The organism is Lutibacter sp. HS1-25, from assembly GCF_004121075.1.
Classification (GTDB): domain Bacteria; phylum Bacteroidota; class Bacteroidia; order Flavobacteriales; family Flavobacteriaceae; genus Lutibacter.
The window spans coordinates 38,057-61,764 of sequence record NZ_RHLN01000011.1 but is presented as its reverse complement, the minus strand read 5'-3'; the positions used below and the strand labels follow the sequence as shown (position 1 = coordinate 61,764).

General features: G+C 32.0%; 18 protein-coding genes. 9 read left to right on the top strand and 9 right to left on the bottom strand.

Going from position 1 to position 23,708, the window contains the following annotated elements:
• Positions 1–177 precede the first annotated feature (177 nt).
• The 7 genes from EC396_RS06000 to EC396_RS05970 all read left to right on the top strand — a co-directional run bounded on the left by EC396_RS06000 (position 178) and on the right by EC396_RS05970 (position 6,524).
• Positions 178–792: a PASTA domain-containing protein gene (locus tag EC396_RS06000; protein ID WP_129365801.1), complete on the top strand. Its 615-nt coding sequence runs from the start codon at positions 178–180 to the stop codon at positions 790–792.
• Positions 792–1,823 (top strand): RluA family pseudouridine synthase, encoded by a 1,032-nt coding sequence (locus tag EC396_RS05995; protein ID WP_129365800.1) that lies wholly within the window; start codon positions 792–794, stop codon positions 1,821–1,823. Before EC396_RS06000 ends, EC396_RS05995 begins: the two co-directional genes overlap by 1 nt.
• Before the next feature lie 43 nt (positions 1,824–1,866).
• On the top strand, positions 1,867–2,625 hold the full coding sequence (yaaA, locus tag EC396_RS05990; RefSeq protein ID WP_129365799.1) for a peroxide stress protein YaaA: 759 nt from the start codon (positions 1,867–1,869) through the stop codon (positions 2,623–2,625).
• Positions 2,626–2,928: 303 nt separating this feature from the next.
• Positions 2,929–4,326, top strand: a complete 1,398-nt coding sequence (locus EC396_RS05985) for an arginine decarboxylase (RefSeq protein WP_129365798.1) — start codon at positions 2,929–2,931, stop codon at positions 4,324–4,326.
• Positions 4,319–5,254 carry an agmatinase gene (speB, locus tag EC396_RS05980; RefSeq protein ID WP_129365797.1) on the top strand — a complete coding sequence of 312 codons (936 nt, stop codon included), beginning with the start codon at positions 4,319–4,321 and terminating at the stop codon, positions 5,252–5,254. Before EC396_RS05985 ends, speB begins: the two co-directional genes overlap by 8 nt.
• Complete coding sequence (locus tag EC396_RS05975; RefSeq protein ID WP_129365796.1) at positions 5,247–6,221, top strand: deoxyhypusine synthase family protein; 975 nt, start codon at positions 5,247–5,249, stop codon at positions 6,219–6,221. The genes speB and EC396_RS05975 overlap by 8 nt, the downstream gene beginning before the upstream one ends.
• Positions 6,222–6,227: 6 nt before the next feature.
• Positions 6,228–6,524, top strand: coding sequence for a hypothetical protein (locus EC396_RS05970; RefSeq protein ID WP_129365795.1), 297 nt, complete (start codon positions 6,228–6,230; stop codon positions 6,522–6,524).
• A 55-nt stretch (positions 6,525–6,579) separates the two neighbouring features.
• Here EC396_RS05970 and EC396_RS05965 read toward each other — a convergent pair whose 3' ends face one another.
• Complete coding sequence (locus tag EC396_RS05965; RefSeq protein ID WP_129365794.1) at positions 6,580–6,915, bottom strand: DUF2853 family protein; 336 nt, start codon at positions 6,913–6,915, stop codon at positions 6,580–6,582.
• 453 nt (positions 6,916–7,368) lie between these two features.
• Here EC396_RS05965 and dnaK point away from each other — a divergent pair, with 453 nt between their 5' ends.
• Positions 7,369–9,273 carry a molecular chaperone DnaK gene (gene dnaK / locus EC396_RS05960; protein ID WP_129365793.1) on the top strand — a complete coding sequence of 635 codons (1,905 nt, stop codon included), beginning with the start codon at positions 7,369–7,371 and terminating at the stop codon, positions 9,271–9,273.
• A 113-nt stretch (positions 9,274–9,386) separates the two neighbouring features.
• On the opposite strand, the gene EC396_RS05955 is transcribed toward dnaK, so the two are convergent.
• Positions 9,387–10,661, bottom strand: coding sequence for a replication-associated recombination protein A (locus EC396_RS05955; RefSeq protein WP_129365792.1), 1,275 nt, complete (start codon positions 10,659–10,661; stop codon positions 9,387–9,389).
• 220 nt (positions 10,662–10,881) lie between these two features.
• Here EC396_RS05955 and EC396_RS05950 point away from each other — a divergent pair, with 220 nt between their 5' ends.
• Positions 10,882–11,565, top strand: a complete 684-nt coding sequence (locus EC396_RS05950) for a rhomboid family intramembrane serine protease (protein ID WP_129365791.1) — start codon at positions 10,882–10,884, stop codon at positions 11,563–11,565.
• Positions 11,566–11,679: 114 nt separating this feature from the next.
• On the opposite strand, the gene rlmB is transcribed toward EC396_RS05950, so the two are convergent.
• The 7 genes from rlmB to EC396_RS05915 form a co-directional block, all read right to left on the bottom strand.
• Positions 11,680–12,423 (bottom strand): 23S rRNA (guanosine(2251)-2'-O)-methyltransferase RlmB, encoded by a 744-nt coding sequence (gene rlmB, locus EC396_RS05945; protein WP_129365790.1) that lies wholly within the window; start codon positions 12,421–12,423, stop codon positions 11,680–11,682.
• Positions 12,424–12,501: 78 nt separating this feature from the next.
• A complete protein-coding gene (locus EC396_RS05940; RefSeq protein ID WP_129365789.1) occupies positions 12,502–13,173 on the bottom strand; it encodes a lipid-binding protein in 672 nt (223 codons plus the stop codon).
• Positions 13,174–13,183: 10 nt separating this feature from the next.
• Entirely contained in the window at positions 13,184–13,858 is a 675-nt protein-coding gene (locus tag EC396_RS05935; RefSeq protein WP_129365788.1) for an immunoglobulin-like domain-containing protein, read from the bottom strand.
• Between the two features lie 18 nt (positions 13,859–13,876).
• On the bottom strand, positions 13,877–15,397 hold the full coding sequence (locus tag EC396_RS05930; protein ID WP_129365787.1) for a SusD/RagB family nutrient-binding outer membrane lipoprotein: 1,521 nt from the start codon (positions 15,395–15,397) through the stop codon (positions 13,877–13,879).
• Positions 15,398–15,408: 11 nt separating this feature from the next.
• On the bottom strand, positions 15,409–18,573 hold the full coding sequence (locus EC396_RS05925) for a SusC/RagA family TonB-linked outer membrane protein (RefSeq protein WP_129365786.1): 3,165 nt from the start codon (positions 18,571–18,573) through the stop codon (positions 15,409–15,411).
• A 405-nt stretch (positions 18,574–18,978) separates the two neighbouring features.
• On the bottom strand, positions 18,979–20,424 hold the full coding sequence (locus tag EC396_RS05920) for a SusD/RagB family nutrient-binding outer membrane lipoprotein (RefSeq protein WP_129365785.1): 1,446 nt from the start codon (positions 20,422–20,424) through the stop codon (positions 18,979–18,981).
• Between the two features lie 12 nt (positions 20,425–20,436).
• Positions 20,437–23,679, bottom strand: coding sequence for a SusC/RagA family TonB-linked outer membrane protein (locus tag EC396_RS05915; RefSeq protein ID WP_129365784.1), 3,243 nt, complete (start codon positions 23,677–23,679; stop codon positions 20,437–20,439).
• Positions 23,680–23,708 lie beyond the last annotated feature (29 nt).

Genomic DNA, 23,708 nt, shown 5'->3' with positions numbered 1-23,708 from the left:
TTAAAGTTTTAAATTTGGAGTTTTATTTTTTTGTAAAAGTTAAAAGTCAAAGTCTTACACTATTTAACCTTTCAACCTTTAACCTTTCAACCATTAAACTATTCAACCATTAAACCACTATACCATTACGCAATTCAATACAAAAAAAGTATCTTTGCAAAATATAATAATTTAAAGATGAGTTTATTTCAGTTTCTAAAATCTAAATCGTTTGTAAAACAATTGATTATTGCCTTTGTGGCTTTTATTGTTTTTTCTTTTGCTGTGGTAAAATGGTTAAATATTACAACCAATCACGATCAAAAAATTGAGGTGCCAAGTTTAGAAAAATTAGGTTTAATGGATGTTGAAAATTTGCTGGAAGATTTAAATTTAAATTTTGTTGTGATAGATTCTGCAAGTTACAATCCAGATTTCCCACCACAATCTGTGATAGAGCAAAGTCCTGAAGCTGGAAGTTTTGTAAAAGCAGACCGAAAAATATATTTAACATTAAATCCATCGGGCTACGAAGTTGTTGCGATTCCTTCGGTTTTTGGAAAAACAAAAAGACAAGCTACTTCGCAATTAATTGCTGTTGGATTTAGGGTTGATACTGCAAAAGTTTACATTCCAGATATTGCAAAAGATGTTGTTAGAGGACTTTTGATAAACGGCGTTGATTTTAATACAGGTGATAAAATTGCCAGAAATTCTGTTATTACGTTAAAACTAGGTGACGGAGAAGGTGCTGAAAAAGAAGAAGGTGTAAGTGATGATATTGAAGTAATTGAAACAGAAGAAATTGAATAATGAGTGTTGAAGAAATAGAAATAGAACAAGAAGAATTTTACGAGCATTTTAATTGTATCGCTAAACAAGGTCAAGAACCTTTAAGAGTTGATAAATTTTTAATGAATTTTATTGAAAATGCAACTCGTAATAAAATTCAGCAAGCTGCAAAAGCAGGTAATATATTGGTAAATGACGTTGCTGTAAAATCCAATTATAAAGTAAAACCAAATGATGTTGTTAGAGTGGTATTATCGCATCCACCTCACGAAAATTTATTGGTTGCTGAAGATATTCCTTTAGAGATTTTGTTTGAAGATGATCAGGTAATTGTTGTTAATAAACCAGCCGGAATGGTCGTTCATCCAGGTCATGGAAATTACAGCGGAACTTTGGTTAATGGTTTAATTCACCATATCGAAAATTTACCAACAAATTCAAATGAGCGCCCGGGTTTGGTACATAGAATAGATAAAGATACCAGTGGATTGTTGGTTGTTGCCAAAACAGAATTTGCTATGGCGCATTTATCTAAGCAATTTTACGACCGTACAACAGAGCGTTTGTATTACGCAATTGTTTGGGGAAATATTGAAGAAGATGAAGGTACAATTGAAGGTAATATTGGTAGAAGTTTAAAAAATAGGTTGCAAATGAGTGTTTTTCCTGAGGGCGATTTTGGGAAACATGCAGTAACGCATTATAAAGTTATAGAGCGTTTTAGTTATGTTACTTTGGTGCAATGTAAATTAGAAACTGGTAGAACACACCAAATTAGAGCGCATTTTAAGCATATTGGTCATACTTTATTTAATGATGAACGTTATGGAGGTGATACAGCTTTAAAAGGAACAACTTTTACCAAATATAAGCAGTTTGTAGACAATTGTTTTAAAGTGTTGCCAAGACAAGCTTTGCACGCTAAAACCTTGGGATTTGAACATCCAATTACCAAAGAGTTTTTACGTTTTAATTCTGAAATACCACAAGATATGGTTGATTGTATTGAAAAATGGAGAACTTATACCGTAAATCAAAAAGAAGAATTTTAAGAATTAAATTAAGTTGAAGTTTTCTTAAAAAATAATATCGTTTATGAAAATAGTCATTTCTCCGGCCAAATCATTAGATTTTGAAACAGCGGTGCCAACATTGCAATATACTCAAGGCATATTTTTAAGTGAAACTGAAAAAATAAGCAGTGTTTTAAAAAAGCAAACGCCACAAAAATTAGCTGAATTGATGCATATTTCATCAAATTTAGGTGAGTTAAACTGGCAACGCAATCAAAATTGGCAATTGCCTTTTACTTTAGAAAATGCAAAACAAGCAATTTTTGCCTTTAGTGGCGATGTGTATACAGGGTTAGATGCTTACTCACTTTCTGAAGAAAAAATACTTCAATTGCAACAAAAATTAAGAATTTTATCGGGTCAGTACGGTTTGTTAAAACCTTTAGATTTAATTCAGCCTTATCGTTTAGAAATGGGAACCAAATTAAAAATAGGTACTAAAGATAATTTATATCAGTTTTGGGACTCAAAAGTTACGCAAGCAATTAATAACGAATTATCGGATAAAGAGGTTCTTGTAAATTTGGCAAGTAATGAGTATTTTAAGGTAATTAAACCAAAATTATTAAAGGCAGAAATAATTACACCTGTATTTAAAGATTATAAAGACGGTAAATTAAAAGTCATAAGTTTTTTTGCTAAAAAAGCCAGAGGTTTAATGGTAAGATATATTGTAGATAATAATATTGAAAATGTAACAGATTTGAAAGGTTTTGATAGTGATTGCTATGCCTTTGATAGTAATTTATCATCAAATAATGAGTTGGTTTTTACAAGATAATAACATGTTTTTTTAAATTTGTATTGTTTTTTTATATAAGTTTGCCACGGTATTAATAATACATGTAAAAACAACGTTTTTTATAAACTTAATAGATTGATTGTTAAGTTGTTTAAATTTATTTAGTAATATTTATAAAGCAGATTAAAAGATTTAATGACTTCTTTTGTCCATATTTTAAAGTTGTACAATCCATTAAAAATTGTGAGATTTAATAAAACTTATTTAGTTATAAGAGTGTAATACACATTTAACTTTTTTGGAACCTTTAAAAGTGCTTATCAATTATAATTTTAATACTAAATGAATACAAAATATATAGATTTAATCAATCAAACATTCGATTTTCCTCAAGAAGAATTTAAGGTAGATACTGCAAAAAATTTACATTTTCATGATATTGATACTATGAAATTGGTAGAAGAGTATGGCACACCTTTAAAATTTACATATTTACCTAAAATTAGCGAAAACATACAAAAAGCAAAAGAAATGTTTGCCAAGTCTATGCGCAAGCACAAATATAAAGGTAAATACAATTATTGTTATTGTACAAAAAGTTCTCACTTTAAACATATTTTAGATGAGGCTTTAAAAAATGATATCCACATTGAAACTTCTTCAGCTTTTGATATTAATATTGTTGAAAGCTTAAAAAAAGACGGTAAAATTTCTGATAGAACCTTTGTTTTATGTAACGGTTTTAAACGCGAAGAGTATGTTAAAAATATTCAAAGTTTAATAAATAGCGGGCATAAAAACTGTATTCCTATTATTGATAATTATGAAGAAATTGGTTTGTTAACTGAAGGGCTTCGAAAAAAAATCAATATCGGAATTAGAATCGCTTCTGAAGAAGAACCTAAATTTGAATTTTATACCTCAAGATTGGGTATTGGATACAAAAACATTGTAGATTTTTATAGACGTGAAATTAAAGAAAACAGCAAAGTAAGTTTAAAAATGTTGCATTTCTTTATAAACACAGGTATTAAAGACAATGCTTATTATTGGAACGAGTTGAATAAATGTTTGAAGGTTTATATCAGTCTTAAAAGAATTTGTCCATCATTAGATAGTTTAAATATAGGTGGTGGTTTTCCTATAAAAAATTCGCTGGCGTTTGATTACGATTATGAGTATATGATTGATGAAATTATTTCTCAAATAAAATTAGCCTGTGAAGAAGCAGAAGTACAAGTTCCACATATTTTTACAGAATTTGGTAGTTATACAGTTGGTGAAAGTGGTGGTGCTATTTACAAGGTTTTATACCAAAAAAAGCAAAATGACAGAGAAAAATGGAATATGATTAACTCTTCATTTATTACAACTTTACCAGATTCTTGGGCAATTAATAAGCGTTTTGTATTATTGCCATTAAATAGATGGAATGATAATTATGAGCGTGTTTTATTAGGAGGTTTAACTTGTGATAGTGATGATTATTACAACTCAGACCAACACATAAATGCCATTTATTTGCCAACATATAAAGAAGATAAACCATTGTATATAGGTTTTTTTAATACAGGTGCTTATCAAGAATCGTTGGGTGGTTACGGAGGCTTGCAACATTGCTTAATACCACAGCCACAACATATTATTATATCAAAAAATAGCGAAAATAAATTAGAATATAAAGTTTTTAAAGAAAAACAAACAGCAAATGACTTTTTAAAAATATTAGGTTATGAATAAAAGAACGTATGCAGGAATTCCTGAACAATTTGGTAAAATTGAAACTTCAAAAATAGTTTTAATACCAGTTCCTTATGACGGAACAAGTACTTGGCAAAAAGGAGCTAGCAATGGTCCTGAGGCTTTTTTGAAAGCATCAGAAAATATTGAGTTGTATGATATTGAAACAGACTCTGAAGTTTATAAAAATGGAATTTATTTAGCTGATCCTGTGACTGAAAATGCATCTCCTGAAAAAATGGTAGAGGCAGTTCATACATTGACAAAATTTTATATTAAAAAAAATAAGTTTGTAACCCTTTTTGGCGGAGAGCATTCTATGTCAATTGGTTCTATAAAAGCATTTAATGAATGTTTTAATAGCCTAACAGTGGTGCATATTGGAGCTCACACCAATTTAAAGAAGGAATATCAAGGATCATCTGCAAATCGTAAATGTGCATTGTACGAAGCTAGTCAAAATACAAATTTAATTCAAGTTGGTATTAGAAGTATGAGTCAGATTGAGAAAACTATGATTGAGGAAGAAAAAACTTTTTTTGCTCATCAGTTGGCTCAAGACGATTATTGGATGGAAAATGCCATTGATTTAATGACAGAAAATGTGTTTATAACCATAGATTTAGCTGGTTTTGACCATTCAATTATGCCATCTGCAGGTTTTCCTGAACCAGGAGGTTTACTTTGGTTTGAAACATTGGAGTTTTTACAAAAAACTTTCAATGAAAAAAATGTAGTTGGTTTTGATATCGCTGAATTGTGTCCAAATGAAAAGAACAAATCATCTGATTTAGTAGCCGCTAAATTATATTATAAAATGTTGAGTTATAAGTTTGAAAACTCAGAAGCAAATGACTATGAAGATGTAGATGGATTTAAAGATCCAAATCAAAAAAACTCAAAATTTGAAGACGAAGATTATGAATAAAAAAGGAGCAATTTCTCAATTTATTGAAAAGTATTATTTGCATTTCAATTCTGCAACTGTTGTTGATGCAGCAAAAGAATATGAAAATCAGTTAGCTAAAGGTTCTAAAATGTTGGTTTCATTAGCTGGTGCTATGAGTACAGCAGAATTAGGAAAAATTTTTGCTGAGGTAATACGCCAAGATAAAGTACAAATAATTTCTTGTACAGGTGCTAATTTAGAGGAAGATATTATGAATCTAGTAGCGCATTCACATTACAAAAGAGTTCCTAACTACAGAGATTTAACACCTCAGGATGAGTGGGATTTATTAGAAAAAGGCTTGAATAGGGTTACAGATACTTGTATTCCTGAAGAAGAGGCATTTAGACGTTTGCAAGCGCATATTTTTAAAATTTGGAAAGATGCTGAAGACAAAGGTGAACGCTATTTTCCACATGAGTTTATGTATAAATTATTGCTTTCTGGTGTTTTAGACCAATACCATGAAATTGATCCAAAAAATAGCTGGATGATCGCTGCTGCTGAAGCTAATTTACCAATGGTTGTTCCAGGTTGGGAAGACAGTACTATGGGTAATATTTTTGCATCATATGTGTTAAAAGGTGAGTTAAAAGCAAGCACTATGAAATCTGGTATTGAGTATATGACTTTCTTAGCTGATTGGTATACTCAAAATTCTGAAAACGGGATCGGATTTTTTCAAATAGGAGGTGGTATTGCTGGTGATTTTCCAATTTGTGTAGTTCCTATGTTGTATCAAGATATGGAGCGAACTGACACACCTTTTTGGAGTTATTTTTGCCAAATATCGGATTCAACAACAAGTTATGGTTCGTATTCAGGAGCTGTTCCAAATGAGAAAATTACTTGGGGTAAATTAGATATCAATACGCCAAAATATATTATTGAGTCTGATGCTACTATTGTTGCACCCTTAATTTTTGCTTATTTATTAAACATGTAATTGATAATGAAAAGAGTTATTGTAGATTATAGTAAACTAACCGAAGACATTTTAAATATGTTGGTTGAAAAATTTCCTAATGGATACGGTTATAAAGACATTATTAATTTTAAAAATGCAAAAGGAGAAAACATTAGAGCAGTAGAAGTTTCAACTGAAGATACCATGTATTTGGTAAAAATCAGTTTAAAATTAGAAGAAACTATGGAAGATTACGATGCTGATGAAGATAACTTTGACGATGTTCACGATCCAGATGATATTGATGATATTGTTGATGAAGATTCAGATGAAGATATATAATAAAAAAACCCGCAATTTGCGGGTTTTTTTATGTTTAATTATTTAGTGTAATGTGTTAGTATTTAGATTCTTGACCTAATTCTTTTACCAATAAATAATAAAAAATTGCTCTGTATTTATTTCTGTTAGATTTTCCAACTTTTTCAATAACGCTAGCAATGGCATTGTCTAAATTTGCACCATCAGCAAGTCCAAGCTTTTTAATTAAAAAGTTGTTTTTTACAGTATCAAGCTCTTTTTGATCACTTCCTGATACCGTTTCGGCATCAGCTTTGTATATTGAAGGTCCCAAGCCTTTTGTTACTTTAGTTAATAAATCTATGTCGCAGTTAAGACCTAATTTTTGCATTTCAGCTTCGTATTGTGCAACTTTTTCATCGAATTTACTCATAAGTAATTATTTTTTAAATTAATAAAGTGTTATCCTCAAATATAAATAATATTTATTAAAAGAGGTAATTTATTTTTACAATACCAATTATTTTATTTAGGTCAATAGTCTTTAATATTACTTTACTTTAAATAAGGTGGTTTTGTAAATGTTCAAATATTAAATTATATATTTTTTTACAACTATTTATCTTGCATTAAATATTGAACAATCCAAATCAGGTTTAAATGTCATAATTGTCAATCTAATTTTAATGCATACTATTATTGTAATAAAAATAAGTGCCAATTTTCGGAAATTATTACAGTATAATTGTTTTTGTTTGTGACAGTAAGATTAAAGATTAAATATAATTCTGACAAGTTGACATATTTTTTGTAATGGCATAATCATTGTCATTTGCTAGGTGTAGATTTAAAAAATTAATTTAGAAACAATATAAAATATTAAATTATGGGTAAGATAATAGGAATTGATTTAGGTACAACAAACTCTTGTGTTTCTGTAATGGAAGGTAATGAGCCAGTTGTAATTCCTAATTCAGAAGGAAAAAGAACAACGCCATCAATTGTAGCATTTTTAGAGGATGGTGAAAGAAAAGTAGGTGATCCTGCAAAACGTCAAGCAGTTACAAATCCAACAAAAACAGTTTATTCAATTAAACGTTTTATGGGAAATAAATATTCTGAAAGTAAAATGGAGGCTGAACGTGTGCCTTACAAAGTAGTAAAAGGAGACAACGATACTCCAAGAGTAGATATTGACGGAAGATTGTACACACCTCAAGAAATTTCAGCAATGATTCTTCAAAAAATGAAGAAAACTGCTGAGGATTATTTAGGTACTGAAGTAACCGAAGCAGTTGTAACTGTACCAGCATACTTTAACGATTCTCAACGTCAGGCTACTAAAGAAGCAGGTGAAATTGCAGGTTTAAAAGTAAGTCGTATTATCAACGAACCTACTGCTGCTGCATTGGCTTATGGTTTAGATAAAAAAGGTCAAGATCAAAAAATTGTTGTATTTGACTTTGGTGGTGGAACGCATGACGTTTCAATATTAGAATTAGGTGATGGTGTTTTTGAAGTATTGTCAACAGATGGTGATACACATTTAGGTGGTGATGATGTTGATCAAAAAATTATTGATTGGTTAGCTGAAGAATTTAAAGCTGACGAAAGTATTGATTTACGTTTAGATCCAATGGCTTTACAACGTTTAAAAGAAGCTGCTGAAAAAGCAAAAATAGAATTGTCTTCTTCTGCTTCAACTGAAATTAACTTGCCATATGTTACTGCAACCGCTACAGGTCCAAAACATTTGGTACGTAATTTAACAAAAGCAAAATTTGAGCAGTTAATAGACGATTTAATTAAAAGAACTATTGAGCCTTGTAGAACAGCTTTGAAAAATGCTGGTTTATCAACTGGTGATATTGACGAAATTATTTTAGTTGGTGGTTCAACACGTATTCCTGCGGTTGTTGAAGCTGTTGAAAAATTCTTTGGTAAAGCGCCTTCAAAAGGGGTAAATCCTGATGAAGTTGTTGCAATTGGTGCAGCTATTCAAGGTGGAGTTTTATCTGGTGATGTAAAAGATGTATTGTTGTTAGACGTTACACCACTTTCATTAGGTATTGAAACTATGGGTAACGTAATGACTAAGTTGATTGAGGCTAATACTACGATTCCTACTAAGAAATCTCAAGTATTCTCTACAGCTGCAGACAATCAGCCATCAGTTGAAATTCACGTGTTACAAGGTGAACGTGCTATGGCAGCCGATAACAAAACAATTGGTCGTTTCCATTTAGATGGTATTCCACCAGCACAAAGAGGTACACCTCAAATTGAAGTAACTTTTGATATTGATGCTAACGGTATTATTCACGTAACAGCAACAGATAAAGCTACTAATAAAACGCAAGATATTAGAATTGAAGCTTCATCTGGTTTAACAGAAGAAGAAATCAAAAAAATGAAAGCTGATGCTGAAGCTAACGCAGATGCTGATAAAAAAGCAAAAGAAACTGCTGAAAAAGTAAATGCTGCAGATTCTATGATTTTCCAAACTGAAAAGCAATTGAAAGAGTTTGGTGAAAAATTATCAGCTGATAAAAAAGAGCCTATTGAAGCTGCCTTGGTAGAATTGAAAAAAGCACACGAATCTAAAGATTTGGCTTTAATTGATGCTGCAATGGAGAAAATTAACGAAGCTTGGAAAGCTGCTAGTGAAGAAATGTACAAAGCAGAGCAAGCAGGTCAAGCACAAGGCGCACCTGAAGGTGATGCTGGACAAGCACAACCTAACGGAGGTTCAGACCACGTTGAAGATGTTGATTTTGAAGAAGTAAAATAATAGTTTATTTTATAATTGATAAAAAAGGCTTCCAATTTGGAAGCCTTTTTACTTTTAACTAAGTACGAATTTTATAATTTATCAGGTAAAATAATTCAGCAAATCAATAAACATTAATAACCGTATTTACCTTTCCAAAGTTTTCTTAAAAACTCTCTAAAGCTATTTTCGCGAGCATTATTTCCAGGTTCATAAAATGTAGTGTTTTTTATTTCATCGGGTAAAAACTCTTGTTCAGCAAAATTGTTTTCAAAACTATGGGCATATTTATAATTTTTGCCATAATCCAGTTCTTTCATCAATTTGGTTGGTGCATTTCTTAAATGCAATGGAACAGATAAATCGCCTGTTTCTTTTACCAAAGCTTGTGCTTTGCCTATAGCTTCATACGAAGCGTTGCTTTTTGGTGAGGTAGCCAAATACACAGCACACTGACTTAAAATAATGCGAGATTCAGGAAAACCAATGGTTGTTACTGCCTGAAAAGTGTTATTTGCCAAAATCAAAGCTGTAGGATTTGCATTTCCTATATCTTCCGAAGCTAAAATTAACAGCCTTCTTGCAATAAATTTTGCATCTTCTCCGCCTTCAATCATGCGAGCCAGCCAATAAACAGCTCCATTGGGATCACTTCCCCTGATTGATTTTATAAAAGCCGAAATTATATCGTAATGTTGTTCTCCTGTTTTATCGTACAAAACAGTATTCTTTTGAATTTTAGCCAAAACCAAGTCGTTGGTAATTACTATCGGCTCATCTTCAGAGTTCACTACCAATTCAAAAATATTGAGCAATTTACGAGCATCACCTCCCGAAATTCGTAATAAAGCCTCTGTCTCTTTTATTTCAATTTGTTTTTTAGATATAATGTCATCTTTTTCTAAAGCACGTTTTAACAAGGCCTCTAAATCGATTTTACTAAACGAATTTAAAATATACACTTGGCAACGAGAGAGTAGTGCGGGTATTACTTCAAAACTCGGATTTTCGGTAGTTGCACCAATCAACGTAACCCAACCTTTTTCAACGGCTCCTAACAGCGAATCTTGTTGTGATTTACTAAATCTATGAATCTCATCAATAAACAAAATAGGGTTTTTTGTTGTAAATAGGCCGCCACTTTGTTTCGCTTTGTCAATAACATCGCGCACATCTTTTACACCTGAATTGATTGCGCTTAATGAATAAAACGGACGCTTAGATTCTTGGGCAATAATATTTGCCAATGTAGTTTTTCCAATACCAGGAGGCCCCCATAAAATAAGCGATGGAATTATACCACGCTTAATATGTTGCGTTAATGCGCCAGTTTTTCCAACCAAATGTTGCTGACTAATATAATCGTCTAAATTTTTAGGACGAATTCGCTCTGCTAAAGGTTCATTCATACTGTAAAAATAGTAATAATATTGTTTTGGGCGTTACACTACATTGCATTTGTGTCGGGCTTTCCGCTAAATCTTTTTTAGGTATTCCACTTTGTTACATACCAAAAAAAGGATACCGCTGCAATCCCTAACGCAAAGTTTCAATCTGAAAACCTAACAGGTTTCAGAAACCTGTTAGGTTTGTTTTTTTTCAATTCATAATAAATTGTATGTTTGTAATATGTCTGATACTAAGTTTTCATTTCAATCAAAATCATTATACATTCCTGTTATAGCAGTAGTTGTAATTTGGTTTCTATATTTTATTGAAATTCAGTTCAGATTCAACTTCAATAAATATGGCATTTACCCACAAACCATAAAAGGTTTAAGAGGGGTAATTTTTTCACCGTTTATTCATGGTAGTGCAAAACATTTATTTAACAACTCAATTCCGTTGTTAGCTATGCTGTGGAGTTTGTATTATTTCTACAGTAAAATAGCCAATAAAGTGCTTATTACTGGGTTGTTGTTTACAGGAATCTTAACCTGGTCATTTGCTCGTTCATCTTATCATATTGGAGCAAGTGGCGTTGTGTATTTTTTGGTAAGTTTTATATTTTTTAGCGGTGTTTTTAGAAAATATTACCGCTTAATAGCTTTATCTCTGGTAGTTGTTTTTTTATATGGAAGTATGATTTGGTATGTTTTTCCTGTTGAAGAAAGTATTTCGTGGGAAGGACATTTGTCTGGTTTTTTTGTTGGATTCCTTTTTGCTTTTATATTCAAAAAAGAAGGACCACAGCCCGAAAAATTTAGTTATTCAGAAAATCCTGAATTTGAAAAATTATTTGATGAAAATGGAAATTTTAATCCACCTGAACCTGAAGAAAATAAAGAAGATGAGTTGTCTGAACTTAATTAATGTGCAACAATTTTAAAAAGATGTACACCTTTTAAAATTAGTTGTACAACTTTTTTCAAAAGTCGGTCGACTTATTTTATAAGTCGACCGACTTTTGAAATTTATGATAGAGTCTTATTTTAAACGTTGGCGGGTAGCTTCATATAAAAAAGCACCACAGGCAACAGAAACATTTAATGATTCTATGGTACCTAGCAACGGCAATTTAGCTTTATGAGTTACAATTTTTAAAATAGAAGGATTGATACCTCTATCTTCAGAACCCATTACAATAGCAGTAGGAGCCTTTAAGTCAATATCGTAAATTAATTGCTCTGTTTTTTCAGTAGCAGCAACCAATTGTATATCGGCAGCTTGTAATTGAAAAATAGCATCTTTGATATGGTCAACTTTACAGATAGGAACTTTAAATGCCGCACCAGCTGATGTTTTAATAGTATCTGCACTAACAGGTGCATTGCCTTGTTTTTGAATAATAATGCCATCTACACCAGTACATTCTGCAGTTCTAATAATAGCACCAAAATTTCTAACATCAGAAAGTTGGTCAAGTAATAAAAATAGGGGAGTTGCTGTTTTTTCTAAAGTAGTTTCAATTAATTTTTCTAAATCTATAAACTCAATAGGAGATATTTGTGCAGCAACACCTTGGTGATTGCTATTTTTAGAAAGTCTGTTTAATTTTTCAACAGGTACATAGCTAGTGGCTATATTGTTTGCTTTTATTAATGAATTTAATTCAGAAAATAAATGACCAGTTAAGCCTTTTTGTAAATAGACTTTGCTAATTGTTTGACCTGCGTTGATAGCTTCAATAACAGCGCGTATTCCAAATATTTTTGATTCCTCGTTTTCCATGCAGCAAATGTAGTTATATTATGGGAATAAAAAAACCACTGCAAGTGCAGTGGTTTTTATTTTATTAAAAAAAATCAATTAATGATCGTCTTCAGCAAAACCTGTTTTTCTGTGACCAGAAATAACATAAGTTTCATCTAAAGTATTGTCATAAGTTGCAGAAGCAAATTTCCAATCGAATTCTTCTACTTCAGGATCAGCTCTTTCTTCAACAGGTACACTGTAACTTGTAAAAGTAACATCACCACTAAGTAGTTTTATTTTAACATAAATGCTGTCAACTGGATTTCCGCTAATGGTTGTAGCAGCTTTTGGTAAAATTTTACCTTCTACAATAAAACTTCTAACATAATCACGAGCATCTGTTGTTGTTTGATTTAAACCAGTAGGTTTATCATCTGGTGCTTCAACAGCAAGTAAGTTATTAGGTAAATTATTAAAATCTTCAGTACTAGATTTAAAAGATGTTGAAGTTCCGGTTAAAAAGAATTTACTTTTTAAAGGAAAAACATGGTCAGTATCTTCAATCCACACTTCATTTTCTACGTTGTCTGAAGTGTTGTAAATTAGAAGTTGTATGTTATGATCATAGTCTACATAAACATCGGTATTTGTCTCATCCAAAAGTTGCCAAAAATAAGTCCCTGAATAACTTAATGTATTGCTATCAAAGATGTCTAACTCTTCATCACAAGAAATTATTGTAAATGAAAAGAACAGAAGTACTATATATATTATATTTTTTTTCATGTTTCTTAATTTATTGTTTAATTAATTTTACAGATCTAATAGTACCACCACCAAAAGATACTCCATGGCTAAATGTAGTTCCTGATAATGTTGGACTATGCATATCCCAATTACCCCAAACAGAATTTATAATTAATGCATTGTGACTTAATCCATCACCGTTTACATAAAAATATCCACTAAGTTTATATACTGGGCCGTATCCAAAACCTATATTATAGCGGCCTCCAATAAAGTCGGTACAATAATATAAACCATTTCCTAAGTGTGAAATTTCAGTAGCATCAGCATGAACTCCAGTACTTACTTCTCCAGTATATGTACCAACATAAATGTTTGATTTAGATCTGTCTTTAGGCAATACAAATACATTTCTTGTAATAACTTTCGAAAACCCATCAACATTTTTAATTGAATAGCTTACAGAATAGTAACCATTTGTTGAAGTGTCTACATCTCCAGTAATTACAATATTTTCACTTACATCTTCTTCGTTTTCGGTAGCTATAGCACCAGGTTCAACGTATGGATCTCCATTATTTACAACATAATTTTCATCACCAATAAGTTCAATTTCGTTGTAATAGGTTATTCTTGAAACACCTAGAGTATCATTTTTATCACAAGAAATAAATGTGATAAAAATAAGTACTACTGGTATTATTTTATAAATGAATTTTTTCATTGTTTTTTATATTTAAGTTTATTTTCCTACTTTTTGATTCCACCAGATTTTCTCTAATAAATCAACTTTTTGACTAGGTGCGTTATTATTTCTGGTTAACACATTGTTTGGATAAACAGGAGCTGCAGGAAGGAATCCATTTGTTTTATCTCTACCATTTACAGAAATTGTTAAATCACCAACAGGGAATGCTAAATATGCAGCATTTCTATCACTTTTAATATCTATGTTGTTAACAGCAGGATATTTAGTTCTATTGCGCTCTAAGAAAGATTCAATATGTTGGTAATTAGCATTTGCTACCCATTTTTGCATCGCAATTTGTTTGATGTTTTCTTCCATTGTACCATTTACCCACATCGCATATCCAGAAGTAATAATTGTCATATCATCAATCTTATTTTGAGTTAAAGAAGCTGTTACTGCTTTGTCATAGTACATTTTAGCATTAACTAAATCGTTAGCTCTTGCATAAACTTCAGCAATATAAAAATTAACTTCCCAATCAGACATTATCATTAAATCCATATCTGCAGTATAAACAGTCTGGCTATAGTCTTCATCTTCGTCCTTTGTACCACTAAGACTAGAGTCTTCTTTAGAGTCAAAATCACCAAAGAAAGCACCTAAATGACCACCATCTGGAGCTTCAAATAATACATCAATACGAGGGTCACTATTTACTTTTAAATAGTCGATAAAACTTTTACATCCAATTACGTTTGTAGATAAATAATTTGCACCACCTGTAGAGAATTCTCTCATCGGGTGTTTTTTACCTTCTTTTGTGTCATCCCAATAAGTACCTGCAATTTTAGCAGAAGTATCTAAAAATGTTTTTGATTTAACAAAAGCAAGTGCTGTTCCATTGTTGTAATTTGATGTTTCAGATTGACGAATCATCAACTTTAATTTAACAGAATTTGCAAATTTCACCCATTGATTTAAGTCTCCTCCATAAAGAAAATCAAAATTTTCTTTAACACTTGCACTTGTTGGGTCAATTGCTAATAAAGCATCAATACGAACCATTAAATCTGCATAAATATCTTCACCTTTATCAAAAACAGGAGATTTAATACCTTCGTCACCTCTTAGGGCTTCTGTGTATGGGATATCACCCCAAAGATCTGTCATTATTTGCCAAGTAAAAATAGACATTGCTTCAGCAATATAATAGTATCCTAAATTTTCTGGATCCTGAGATAATGATTTAATTCTTTTTAAATCTACCAGTGTACCAGTTGTTAATCCTTGGTAAGCATTAGAAAAACTAGTTTCTTGATACTCACAAAGACTTTTAAATTGAGAGGCAGTGTAAGATTGTGTGTAATATTGACTCCAATATCCGCCTCCAAAGCCAAGATCCCATCCCATTAGGTTATTTCCTAATCCTACTTGTGCAGATGGAAGTAAAATTTCTGGCGCATCGGTTGAGCCGAGTACATCAGGATCTTGATTTATGTCTAAATATTCGCCACAACTCCCTGTAACAAACATCAACGCAATCAATGTAAATTTTAATATATGTTTTTTCATTATTTTATTTTTTAGAAATTAATACTTAGAGCGAAAGTGAAAGTTTCATTAGTTGGGTTTGCTCTAAATTCACCAAATTTAGCTGCCACATCATTACCAAATGTAGTAGTCTCTGGATCAATATAAGCATTTTCACCTGGAGTCCATAATAAGAAATTACTTGCCGTTAGTGAAAATCTAATAGTGTTAACATTTAAGCTCTCAATCATACTTTGTGGAAGATTATAAGCTAAAGTGATGTTTCTTAATTTAAGGTAAGATTTATCAATTACAGCATAGTCATCTCCGTTTAAACCACCATTGCTATAAAATGTATGTAAAGCTGTAGGGTCAACAGGAGTTGTATTTTCGCTGTAAGATCCATCTGCGTTTCTTTTTACAGAATTTGGAATAATAAATGGATTACGGTCGTTTAAAATACTTTCTGGAGAGCTTCCAGTCCAGTGCATATAATCTTTAGTTCCAGAGAACATATATCCTCCATCTCTATAGTCAAAAGTAGCAGAAAGAGATAAGTCTTTCCAAGTAAAAGTATTGGTTAAACCTGCTCTAAACTTTTCATTGATGTCTTTATTTAACAATTCTTGATCTGTAGTGTGTTGTGGTATTCCTGTACCGTCAACAACTGTGAATTCTTCACCGTTAATATCAACTTTTTCAGCAACAGCAAATTTAAATTGACCTAAAGATTTTCCTTCAATTGCATATATACCTCCAGTTCCAAATCCTCCTAAAAATACTTCACCAACATCAAGTTTTTCAACTGTATTTGTGTTTTGAGAGTAGTTCATATTTAAATCCCAAGTGAAATTTTCGGTTTTTACAGGTACAAGGTTTAAACTAGCCTCGAAACCTTTATTTCTTACATCACCTAAATTTGAAGTTATTGAAGTGTAACCAGTTGATGGATCAAGAGGTAAAGCAGCAATTAAACCTTCTGTAAATTTATTATAATAAGAAAAATCAAAACCTATTCTATTGTCTAACATAGAGTTTTCAATTCCGACTTCAAATTCAGTAGTAAATTCAGGTTTAATTGAAGAATTTCCTAAAACATTAGATGCTGTATAAGAGTTTACACCACCTAATGGGAAAGTTAGATCATCTACATCAGGAAATCCAGGGTTTGTTGAGTATCCAGGAACGTATCTGTCATAGACAACATATGGTTCAGGATCATTACCTGTAGAACCATAAGCAACTCTTAATTTGGTGAAATTAAAGATGCCAGTATTTACATCTTGATCTTTTAGGAAACTAGTAAGTATAAAACTCAATGTAGCACCACCATATGCAAAAGAATTGTTGTCTATTGGTAATGTTGAAGACCAGTCGTTTCTACCAGTAAGGTTTAAATAAGCGTAATTTCTAAAAGAAAAATCTAAACTTGCATAAAGTCCCACCAATCTTCTGTGATCGTGTGTATGGCTAGCTTCTGCAGGAGTTAAACTGTTGTTTAAATTGTAAAAACCAGGTACGTCAATAGAAGTAATTCTTCCAGTTAATGAATTGGTTTCTCTATCATTTACGTTTAAACCTACTATGGCATTTAAGTCAAAATTAGCATTTAAAGCTTGATTGTATTTAAAACTGAAATCATTATCCATTTGAGCTCTGTTAATTCTTTGTTCTGAATAATTTCCAGGAGTTTCAGAACTTGAGCCAAAGTTTGGAGAATCAGGACTAAATGCAATAATTCCTTTGTGGGTATCACTTGTACTTGTTTCAAAATCCCCACCAAATCTATAAGACATTTTTAAATTTTCAAGAATGTCAAAATCTAATTGAAATTTACCGAAAAATTTAAATTTCTTTTGTTTGGCTCCATCATTGTCTAAAATATAATAAGGATTTACACCATAAGGAGTAAAGTAACCATCTAAAGTATTGAATGGATTATTTTTATAATCTTCTAAATCTACAATAGAAATGTCATTTGCTATTTCGTATAAAGATTGGTGAACAGATGTGCCTTGTCCAGAAGGTACAGAACGCGTGTTCTCCAAACTGAAGTTTACAGAAGAACTAATTGTTAATTTATTGTAAGTATGTGACCCTCTTGTTGCAATTGTATATCTTTTGTAAGTATCCTTGTCAGAAGGAATAACTCCATCAATAGCCGATTGAGAAAGAGAAAGGAAGTAATTACTTGTATCACTACCACCAGAAAGAGATAAAGAGTTTTGAGTATTTTCACCATATTCATAGAAATCTCTAAATGTTCCATCTAAAAAAACATATGGTTTAATTTGTTGACTGTTGTTAATAACTTGTCCCCAAACTCTGTCAACTCCATCATAAGCAGCTCCCCAGTTTCCATTTTCATCAAGAGCTCTATCTCCGCTCCAACCTTGACCAAATTGAGTTTGTACATCTGGTAATCTTCCAACTTGTGTAACACCGTAAGAAGAATCAAAAGTAACATTTAACTTACCGCTTTTTCCTTTTTTAGTTGTAATCATTACAACACCATTCGCTGCACGAGATCCGTATAAAGCTGTTGCTGCTGCACCTTTTAACACTGTTAAGTTTTCAATATCGTGAGGGTTAATGGCATTGATACCAGAACCAAAATCGACTTGAGAGTTAAGGTTGTCACCAGCACGGTTTTGTGCGTTAGTTAATGGAGAACCATCTACAACATACAAAGGTTGGTTGCTACCAAAAGAAGAAGCACCACGAATAATAACGTTTTGAGTAGCTCCAGGTCCCGGTGCAGTTGAGATGTCAACACCAGATACTTTACCTTGTAACGCATTCATTGGATTTACCACACTTGCTTCTGTTATTTCATCACCATCAAGTGATTCAACGGCATAACCAAGCGCTTTCTTTTCTTTAGAAATTCCCATCGCAGTAATTACAACTTCGTTTAGTACCTCAGCACTTTCAGTCATTGCTACGTTTATAGTGTTAGACGCTCCTACTGTTTTTGAGATAGGATTCATTCCAATAAAGCTGTATACAAGAACATCTCCAGTCTTAGCTTTTATTGAATAATTTCCATCAAAATCCGTTTGTGTACCTGTATTGGTACCCTTAACTACAACTGTTACTCCAGGTAAGGCTCCGCTTGCATCGGAAACTTTTCCTGAAACAGTTTTTTCTTGTGCAAACGTTAATTGCACTGCCAACGCTAGTAAAAGCGTTAAAAAACCATTAAACTTTGTTTTCATTTATATAATTATTTGAATTAATCACGCCAAAAATCTTAATAATTTGTTAATAAACCAAACTTTTATATGTTAAAATCTTAAATAATGTTAAAAAAACATCAATATTTGTTAAAATAGCCAATTTATAGATTTTTATTAAGTATTTGAGTGCTAATGTGGTTATACCGTAAAGATGCTGAATAGTGGTAAAGGTTGCGTTAAGTTGTTAAATATATGTTAACTATGTCATTTTCAATTCTTAAGTTATAATTTTTTTGAAGTAGATTTAAGAGTTGTAAATGTAAATTTGTTAATCTTTATAAAAAGCCCAAATCAAATATATGAAAAAAGGTTCTAAAAAAATTTTAGAACCTTTTTTTGTTTTATTTCTTGTGAAATAAAATGATAAATGAAACAGGTTATTGATTAATATTTATCCCAAAATAATTTAGTTTCAGGAAGATCTCCACCAATAGCTGTTGCTGCTGCATTGTAGTTTGTAGGATTTAAAGTTTGTTCAACTACTGGGTAAGTATATCTATTTGGGTAACCAGAAACTGCTTCAGCTGCTGGCGCCATGATAGGAAAATCAAGAAGTCGAATAGATGTCCAAGCTTCAAGACCACGATTAAATAATGCCAGCCATTTTTGATTTCCAATAACTTCTTTCCAAGGTGTTGTAGCAGTGCTTGCACTAAGAACAGTAGCGTAATCTACATTTGGTTGAGCTAAATAGTCATCTACGTTTGATGCATTCCAGAATTCAAAAGAAGCTTTAATTGCTTTGTCATAATGTTCTTTTGCAGTTCCGCCAACATTAAATGTTCTGGCTGCAGCTTCAGCTAATAAAAATTCAACTTCAGCATAATCTAAGATAATACCTGGTTCAACAGCATTTTCAACTCGAGGCGTTACTTGTGAGTGAGCTGTAAAAGTTGCTTCTGTACCAATTGCTCCACCAACATAAGTTCCATCACTTGTTGGTAGGAAGTATGATGATATTCTGTAATCTCCTAAAGAATTCATCATATCAACAATTGTTTTAGCTGCAACAAAATCGTGTCTTCCACTTAAAACTAAATTGTCATGAATTGGATTTGTGTTTGGGTCAGCAGACAAATATATATAACCTGCATTGTCACTATTGCTTGTAAAAACACCAGAAGAAACAGCACTTTCAACTGTCGATTTTGCAAATGCATTATCAGTGTCGGCTAATAATATTCCCATTCTTAATTTTAATGATGCTGCAAATTTTTTCCAAGACATTACATCTCCTTTATAAATTCTATCAGCTCCATCAAAACTTCTCTTGCTAGTATCTAGGTTGTTAATAGCCGTGGTTAATCTTGTTATAAGAGCTTTGTAGGTGGTTTCACCATCATCATACTTAGGTAATAAATTGTTTGAGTCTAAAGATTCAGTATAAGGTATGTCACCATAAGTTTCAATTAGAACAGCATATGCAAAAACATTCAATATTTCTATAATTGCCAATTTATTTGGTTTTAACGCCTCAAGTTCAGGAGTTGTATAAGTGGTGTTTGTAATTACTTTAGCTGCTTCATCAAGATCTTTTAATACATCTTTGTAAAGTACACTCCAATGTGTGTCAGGTATTGATCTTGTAGTTTGATCGTAATTACTTTCATCGGTATAGGTTGTTTCTTGTAAATACTGTGACCATAACTTTGTGTTATTGATATTTACATTTAAATCAACCATTTGGTCTGCTAAATTTTTTTGAGCGCCCGTAAACAGACTCTCTCCAGGAACAGCTGCTGGATCTTTAATGTTCTGATTTAAATTTTCTAAATCAGAAGAGCAAGAAGCAAAAGCTATTGCTATGATAAATACTATTATTTTTTTCATCATTATATTTTTTTAAAATTGTAGTTTAATATTGAAACCAAAATCTCTTGTTGTAGGTAGAGATCCTGTAGAATATCCTTGCAAATTACCAGATGACAATCCAGACTCAGGGTCTGCATGTGGAAGATTTTTGCTAATAATCCAAACATTTGAACCAGTTAAACTTAGAGATATACCTGTTAAAAAAGTTTTATCTAATATTTCTTTTGTAAAATTATATGTTAGTGCAACTTGGCGAAGTTTAACATAGCTAGCGTCATATACAAAAGCTGAATTTGGTAATCCTCTTCGGTATCCAAATGCTCCATATCTGTTTGCGTTGATTCTAGTTTCATTAACAGATCCATCTGAGTTTACCCCTTTATTTATAAAACCTCCACCATCAGCAAGTGAATTTCTTACAGGGTTTCCAAGATCGTTTATAAATGCAGTTTCTTCATTCAATCCAGTAGCCAAACCATATGCTTGATCAAGAGAGAAAATACTTCCACCTTGTTGAATATCAATTAACATGTATAAAGAAAAGTTTTTATAGTTAAAACTATTAGAAATACCCATTAACCAGTCAGGATTTGTATCTCCAATAATCACATCTGATGTTGCAGTCTTTAAATATTCTCCGCTATTAGCATCAACAATTTTTTGTCCGTTTAAGTAAGTGTAATCTGTACCTTGAATTACGCCATATGGCTGTCCAACTCTTGCGTTAATTGTAATACCTTGTTGGAAATTACCTAATTGTAAGTTTTCAACACCTTCTTCTAATGAAATAACAGTGTTTTTATTTTTAGACCAGTTTACGCCAATATTCCAATTAAAATCATTATTTTGAACAGGTGTTCCTTGTAAAGTGATTTCAAAACCTTTGTTTTCAATTTCACCAGCATTTAAAACTTTTGAAGTATAACCAGTAGCTCTAGAAACAGGAACTCCAAATATTTGATCTATCGAATTGTTTTTGTAGTAAGCAAAATCAAATCCTAATCTATTGCGTAAAAATTTCATTTCAACACCTGTTTCAATACTTTGTGTTTTTTCAGGTTTTAAATTTGGATTCTTTTTGATATTGCCAACAGAAGTGCTTGGTGATCCTGGTGGTATGTTTACAACGTAAGTGTCGTATAAATAATCGAAAGGAGCACTATTTCCTACTTCAGCGTAGTTAATTCTAAATTTACCAAAAGAGATCCAGTCTTTATTTATTAATTTATTGAATATAAAACTACCAGCAAATGATGGGTAATAAAATGTGCTATGTTTTTCAGGTAATGTTGAAGAGTGATCTCTTCTAATAGTTGCGTCAAAATAAACTAAGTTGTTATAGCCTAATGATGCACTGGCATAAATACCATCAACACCAATTTTTTCTGCAACTTCAACAGGTAGCGGTAGTGGTCCAATACTGTTTTGTAATGAATATAGTTTAGGAACGCTCAATCCTCCTGCAGTTGAAGCGTAAACTGATTCGAAGTGGCTTCTTCTAATATTTGTACCAATAATACCTTTTAAATTGAATTTTTCGCTAAGATCTTTGTCAATGTTAAGCATTAAATCATAGTTGGTTTCGGTATTTTGAATGTTTTTTCTTCCATACCCAGAATCAACAGTTCCTCTGCTAATTCCAAAATCACTAGGTACACTTCCGTTAGCGCGTCTTTCTTCTTGTAGTTCAGAATAAGTATCAGTAGCTACTCTACCTGTTATGCTCATCCAATCTAAAATTTCATAAGTTAATGAAATGTTACCAATAAAACGATCTCTTGAATCTGTTTGGTAATTTTCATATCTAGTCCAATAAGGGTTGTCCCAGAAAATTGGTTGAGAACCTGATTCAGAAGATGAAGGGTTCCAAGTTACATTTCTTCCAGTTGCAAAATATTGCTCCCTTTGTTGTTGAATATCAACATTTGTTTGCCACCATTGTTTGAACATACCAACTATGTTGTCGTTATAACCTGTTGAATTACGACCTTTACCTCTTGTGTTTACATAATTTGCACTTGCTGATGCGGTTAGTTTTTCTTTAAATTTAAAGCTACCAGCCATTGTAAAATTATTTTTATTAATTGAGCTATTTGGCATTAAACCAGTTTGATCAAAATTTGTATAACCCAATCTAAAAGATCCTTCTTCAGAGCCGTAGTCAAGGGCGACAGAGTTGGTTAAAGTAACAGGTGTTTCAAAAAACGTGATAGGACCATTTTTTGCGTTTACCCATGGAGTTGCTTTTCTATAGTTTGGAGAATCAACATCAAAAGAATCCCATTGATAAACTAATAAGTTTGGGTCAAAGGCTGCACCATATGAGCCATCTTCGGTGTAAACTACTACTTGGTCGTCATTTCCATCTCCAGTAATGTCTTCAAGATACCACTGACTATTAGGTCCATCATAATAAGGACCATAACCTGCACCATATTGATTTTGGTATTTTGTAAAAGTACTTTTGTCAATATTTCCTACTGTTACAGCTGAGTTTATTGTTACGCCAAAACCATTTGACTTTTTCCCTTTTTTAGTGGTAATCATAATAACACCATTGGCGGCTCTTGAACCATACAATGCAGATGCAGCTGCACCTTTTAACACATTTATAGTTTCAATATCTTCAGGGTTAATATCTGATGCTGCATTACCGTAATCGTAATAACCACCAGTAGCTTCTGCCTGATTAGGGTCGTTACTATTTGTGTTGCTAATTGGAACACCATCAATTACAAATAAAGCTTGGTTGCTACCTGTTAAAGAGGCATTACCTCTAATAACCACGTTGGTAGACCCACCCATATTTGTGTTTGTTTTGATTTGAACTCCAGAAACTTTACCTGAAAGTGAATTTACAAAGTTTTCAGTTTTAACTCTCGTTAATTCCTCTCCGCCTACTTCTTGAGTAGCATAACCTAAAGATTTTTTATCTCTAGAAATCCCTAATGCTGTAACTACTATTTCATCAAGTAGTTGAGCACTTTCAGTCATTGCTACGTTTATAGTGTTAGACGCTCCTACTGTTTTTGAGATGGGATTCATTCCAATAAAGCTATACTGTAATATGTCACCCGTTTTAGCTTTGATAGAATAATTACCATCAAAATCTGTTTGTGTACCTGTATTGGTACCTTTAACTACAACTGTTACTCCAGGTAGAGCTCCGCTTGCGTCGGAAACTTTACCAGTAACAGTTTTTTCTTGTGCAAATGTTAATTGCACGGCCAGCGCTAGTAAAAGCGTTAAAAAACCATTAAACTTTGTTTTCATTTATATAAATATTTGAATTAATTATATCA